Genomic DNA, 4,805 nt, shown 5'->3' on the forward strand with positions numbered 1-4,805 from the left:
CTTCTTCATTGATCCATGTCCTTCAAAACGGCCTTCAGCCTTTCGATGCGCTCCGGCCAGAAGGTCCGGTAGCGTTCGATCCAGGAGAGCAAGGGGGCGAGCCCCTGCGGGTCGGCGCGGTAAAATGCGTTGCGGCCCACACGCCGCTCGACCACCAGGCCGGCGCCACGCAGCACCGCCAGATGCTGCGACACCGCGGGCTGTGACACCGTCATGCCGGTGCGCAATTCCGATACGCTCATCTCGCCGGCGGCGAGCCGCTCAAAAACGGCGCGGCGCGTGGGGTCGGCCAGGGCCCGGAAAATCTCTGCTTCGATCATGGCCAAAGCATAAGCATTCACTTATTGATTTGGCAAGCGCTCTTTTCAAACCCATATGAGGCCTTCGGACATTGCTGCCATTCCTTGACAATCGGCAGGGATGCAGATAAGAACGAAAAGGGAACAAAAACCTTGTGGGTAAAGGCAGCCATGGCAGGCGGCTGACGTCGGCAGCCTGTAAGGTGCTGCGACAAAAATTTGTTTCAGATGAGCGCGGAGAAATATCATGGCGGGTAGCGTCAACAAGGTCATTCTGGTCGGTAACCTCGGTGCGGACCCTGAAATCCGCCGGCTGAACTCGGGCGAGCCGGTCGTCAACATTCGCATTGCCACCTCGGAAAGCTGGCGCGACAAGAATTCCGGTGAGCGCAAGGAAAAGACCGAGTGGCACAACGTCGTCATCTTCAATGAGGGCATCGCCAAGGTGGCCGAGCAGTATCTGAAGAAGGGCATGAAGGTCTATGTCGAGGGCCAGCTGCAGACGCGCAAATGGCAGGACCAGACCGGCGCCGACAAGTACACGACCGAAGTCGTGCTGCAGAAATTCCGCGGCGAGCTGCAGATGCTCGACGCACGCGGACAGGGCGAAGGCGGCCAGGTCGGCGGCTATGCCGGTGGCGGCAGCACCCGTGGTTCCGATTTCGGCCAGTCCAGCCCGAGCGAAGGCTTCAATCGCGGTGGTGGCGGTGCCAAGAGCGGCGGCGGTGGCGGTTCGTCGCGCGAACTGGACGACGAGATTCCGTTCTGATCGCAACAGCAGATGTTATTTTTGGCTTAAGTCAAACATTGCGCCCCGAGAGTCCCTCATGGACTTTCGGGGTTTTGCATTGTCGAATTGAACGCTGATTTGGCGATCAACGAAATATGGCGAAGGACGAGTTCGATGAAAGCACGCGTAAAATGGGTTGAGGAGCGCACCTTCGTCGGCGAATCCGGCAGCGGCCACAAGGTCGTGCTGGGAACCGCCCCCGGACCGGAAGGCAGGACACCGGGACCGAGCCCGATGGAGCTGGTGCTGATCGGCACCGGCGGCTGTTCGGCCTATGATGTCGTGCATATCCTCGAAAAGGGCCGCGAGGCGGTCGAGGACTGCGTGGTCGAACTCGACGCCGACCGGGCCGAAACCGAGCCCAGGGTGTTCACCCGCATCCATATGCATTTCGTCGTCAAGGGCAGGGCGCTCTCGCCCGACAAGGTCAAACGGGCAATTGACCTCTCGATCGAAAAATATTGCTCGGCCTCCGCAATGTTGGCCAAGACCGCCACGATTACCCACGATTTCGAAGTGATCGACACGACGGCGAAGTAGGCAGTAGGCAGTAGGCAGTAGGGACCGCCGTTCAGCCCGCCATCAGCGCCTTGATGCCATCCGCCACGAACTGCACGGCCAGCGCCGCCAGGATGACGCCGAGCAGCCGGGTCAGGATCGAGCGTCCGGTCTGGCCGAGAATGCGGTCGATGCGTTCCGACAGCACGAACACCAGATAGGTGATGGCGAGGCAGACGAAGATAATGCCGACCAGCGCCGCCTGCGCGGCAAAGCCCTGGAACGAACCGGAGAGCAGCACAGTCGCCGAAATGGCGCCGGGTCCGGCAATCAGCGGGATCGCCAGCGGGAAGGCGGCGATGTTGTGGATCATGTCCTTGGTGATGGCGACGTCGCCAATCTTTTCCTTGCGGTCCTGCCGGCGCTCGAACACCATTTCGAAGGCGATGAAGAACAAGAGGAAACCGCCGGCGACGCGGAAGGCCGGCAGCGTGATGCCGAACACCGACAGGATCGAGGCGCCGGCAACCGCAAACAGCGCCATCACCAGGAAACCGATGATCGAGGCGCGGACGGAAACCTGCTGGCGCTCCTCGCGGTTCATGCCGCGTGTCACTGCGAGGAACAGCGGCGCCAGGCCAGGCGGATCGATGGTCACGAGAATGGTGACGAAGGCGTTGAACAAGCTGTCGAAGCTCGGCATCTCTGACCCCTCCCGCCGGGCCGTGCCCGCACCAGCATATTGGTAGAGCAAAGCCCGTTCGGTGGGAACTGTCAGGACAGCGAAACTGGGTTTAGCCGGCAGCGCCGCAATAGGCCTCGATGCGATAGCCGTCTGGGTCGACGACAAAGGCGGCATAGTAGTTGTCGCCATAGTCGGCGCGCAGGCCCGGCGCACCATTGTCACTGCCGCTTTCGCGCAGAGCGCCGGCATGGAAAGTGTCGACGCTGGCCCGCGTTGGTGCGGCGAAGCAGAAATGCAGACCGGATTTGTCGTCTGGCGGCACAGGCCGAGCCGCCTCGTTCACCCATAACACGACGTTTTGAGCGCCATAACCAAGCGAGCCCGGTGACTGGCTCAGACAGCTGTAGCCGAGCGGCTTCAGTGCGGCATCATAGAAGCGCTTGGAGGCGGCGGCGTCGCGGACGCCGATCGAGATATGATCGAACATGATTTTCTCCATTGTTACAATATCTTGCGGTGCCAGCTTGTTGTCGCTCGGCGCGCCAGGAACTCGACCTCCAGCCGCCATGTCGCGCCGTCGTCGTGCGAGCGCTCGCCAAGCCAGCGGAAGCTGCCTTCGGTGATACGGGAAAAACTCCAGCGCACCGATGAACCGGTGCCGTCGGCGCCCACTTGCACGATCGTGTCGCCCTCGGCGCGGCCGAGCTGGCGGCTAAAATACTGGTTGCGCGGATCGCTCCAGAAGATGTGCCAGGCATCCGCGCTGGGATCATAGACGCGCAGCGTCGTGCCGTAGAAAGTCCATTTGCCGAGCGAAGGCTGGGAGCCAGTGCCCCGCGCGGGCAGGATCCAGACATCCTGGATCGCCCGGCCTTCGAGCACCCAGCCGAAATGCACCTCGCCACGCCCGGTCAGCACCGTGCCGTCCTCGAGATGGCGCGAGGCGTCGAATGTCCAGGCGCCGACGAAGCGGCCGTAAAGGCTCAGCTTTTCGGCGAGCCCTTCCACTGGTCCGGGGCTGTGCAGGGCTTCGGCAAAGGAGGATTGATCGAACATGGTTCCGGTCTCTTTTTGTCAGGAGACAGAGAGGAGTAGGCGGTGATGGGGTTCTGGGCTTGGGAAAAATTGCTATATTCCGGTCATGACAGCGACCACGCATACGCTCGCATCCGGACCCGGCTGGCACGTGACGGATGTGATCTGCACGGCTAGCGCCGGCGACCGGTCGTTTGAGGAAGCACATCAGGATTTCTGTGTCGCCGCGGTCACCAGCGGGACGTTCCGCTACCGTGCGCAACAAGGTACGGCGATGCTGGCGCCCGGCGCGCTTCTGCTCGGCAATCCCGGCACATGCTATGAATGCGGGCACGAGCACGGCAGCGGAGACCGTTGCCTCTCGTTCCATTTCGGGCCGGCCTACATGGAACGGATCGCGGCTGGCGTGCCGGGCGCCAGGAAGCTGGCCTTCGAGGCGCCACGCCTGCCGCCTTTGCCGGTCCTGGCGCCACTGCTGGCCGAGGCTGAAACCGCGCGCGAGATGGCCGACAACGGCGCCTTCGAGGAACTTTCCCTGCGCATAGCCGGTGCTGCCGTGGCTACAGCCTCTGGCGCTACGCATGTCGGGCGCGCACCAAGCCGCCGCGATCAGAAACGGGTTGCCGAGGCAGTGCGGCGGATCGAACTGGACGCCGACGGATCGGTCTCGCTTTCGGCGCTTGCCGATGAAACGGCGACCAGCCCCTACCATTTCCTGCGCATCTTCCGGCAGGTCGCGGGCATGACGCCCTATCAGTTCCTGCTCAAGACCCGGCTGCACAGGGCCGCGGTGCGGCTGCGCATGTCTGACGATGCGATCTCGGCGATCGCCTTCGAGGCCGGCTTCAACGATTTGTCGACCTTCAATCGTCGTTTTCGACGAATCATGGGGGAGACGCCGGGCCAGTATCGCACCCGCCGCGCGGCGGCCTGCTAAAGCTTGCAGCTCAATCCGATGTCGGCCCACACCAGCCGGGAAGATAGTCCGCGTCCTTGCCCTTCGACAGGCTCATTGCCTCCTTCATCGCCTTGTCGAAATTCTTCGCCACCGCATTCCTGTCGATGCGCCGGCGAAGGAAATCTGCCCAGATGAATTCGCTGAACGGCGTCGTGTCCTTGGCAAAGCCGCCCATCCGACGCAGTTCGCCCGCCATGCTCCGGTAGGGATCATCGATCAGCTCGCCGATTGTCTTCGGAATTGCCGCGTAATCGCGGCGCCGGCCGTTCTCATCGAACGGGTGCATCCAGCCCCTGTTATCGAGCACGAAAAGAAACGCGTCCTTGTCGAGCGCGGACAGGTCGCTGATCACGGTTACAAGCACGTCCTTGACGCCTTCCTCGAGCAGGGCGCGAGCGAGGTGATGGTGATCGGTGACGTAGTTGCGATTTTTGGGACCCAATACGACCGGCACCATGTGTTTGCCGAGAAAAGTGCCGGTCTTCTTCTTGGCGTCTTGCGCCCGGATCATCTGGCGCTTCAACGCAACTTCTCTCATGC

At 62.2% G+C, this 4,805-nt stretch carries 8 protein-coding genes; 3 read left to right on the top strand and 5 right to left on the bottom strand.

The genetic code is table 11. The features are described 5' to 3' along the window. Nucleotides 1-5 precede the first annotated feature (5 nt). The gene (locus EN935_RS22520; protein ID WP_127263088.1) at nt 6-320 is read right to left on the bottom strand and encodes a metalloregulator ArsR/SmtB family transcription factor; all 315 of its coding nucleotides are present in this window, start codon (nt 318-320) and stop codon (nt 6-8) included. Nucleotides 321-546: 226 nt separating this feature from the next. Between EN935_RS22520 and EN935_RS22525 the strand changes: the two genes are divergently transcribed. Beyond that, on the top strand, nt 547-1,068 hold the full coding sequence (locus EN935_RS22525; protein WP_109669185.1) for a single-stranded DNA-binding protein: 522 nt from the start codon (nt 547-549) through the stop codon (nt 1,066-1,068). 135 nt (nt 1,069-1,203) lie between these two features. Next, the gene (locus EN935_RS22530) at nt 1,204-1,629 is read left to right on the top strand and encodes an OsmC family protein (RefSeq protein ID WP_127263087.1); all 426 of its coding nucleotides are present in this window, start codon (nt 1,204-1,206) and stop codon (nt 1,627-1,629) included. 31 nt (nt 1,630-1,660) lie between these two features. Here EN935_RS22530 and EN935_RS22535 read toward each other — a convergent pair whose 3' ends face one another. The 3 genes from EN935_RS22535 to EN935_RS22545 all read right to left on the bottom strand — a co-directional run bounded on the left by EN935_RS22535 (nt 1,661) and on the right by EN935_RS22545 (nt 3,328). Then, entirely contained in the window at nt 1,661-2,290 is a 630-nt protein-coding gene (locus EN935_RS22535; RefSeq protein ID WP_023670949.1) for a MarC family protein, read from the bottom strand. A gap of 91 nt (nt 2,291-2,381) precedes the next feature. Continuing rightward, a complete protein-coding gene (locus EN935_RS22540) occupies nt 2,382-2,759 on the bottom strand; it encodes a VOC family protein (protein WP_127263086.1) in 378 nt (125 codons plus the stop codon). 14 nt (nt 2,760-2,773) lie between these two features. After that, a complete protein-coding gene (locus EN935_RS22545; RefSeq protein ID WP_127263085.1) occupies nt 2,774-3,328 on the bottom strand; it encodes a hypothetical protein in 555 nt (184 codons plus the stop codon). 85 nt (nt 3,329-3,413) lie between these two features. Between EN935_RS22545 and EN935_RS22550 the strand changes: the two genes are divergently transcribed. After that, complete coding sequence (locus EN935_RS22550) at nt 3,414-4,244, top strand: AraC family transcriptional regulator (protein ID WP_127263084.1); 831 nt, start codon at nt 3,414-3,416, stop codon at nt 4,242-4,244. 10 nt (nt 4,245-4,254) lie between these two features. Here EN935_RS22550 and EN935_RS22555 read toward each other — a convergent pair. Continuing rightward, the coding region (locus EN935_RS22555; RefSeq protein WP_127373624.1) for a ParB-like protein at nt 4,255-4,805 on the bottom strand (551 nt) is incomplete at its 5' end.

The sequence above is a fragment of the Mesorhizobium sp. M7D.F.Ca.US.004.03.1.1 genome (assembly GCF_003998635.1).
Classification (GTDB): Bacteria; Pseudomonadota; Alphaproteobacteria; order Rhizobiales; family Rhizobiaceae; genus Mesorhizobium; species Mesorhizobium loti.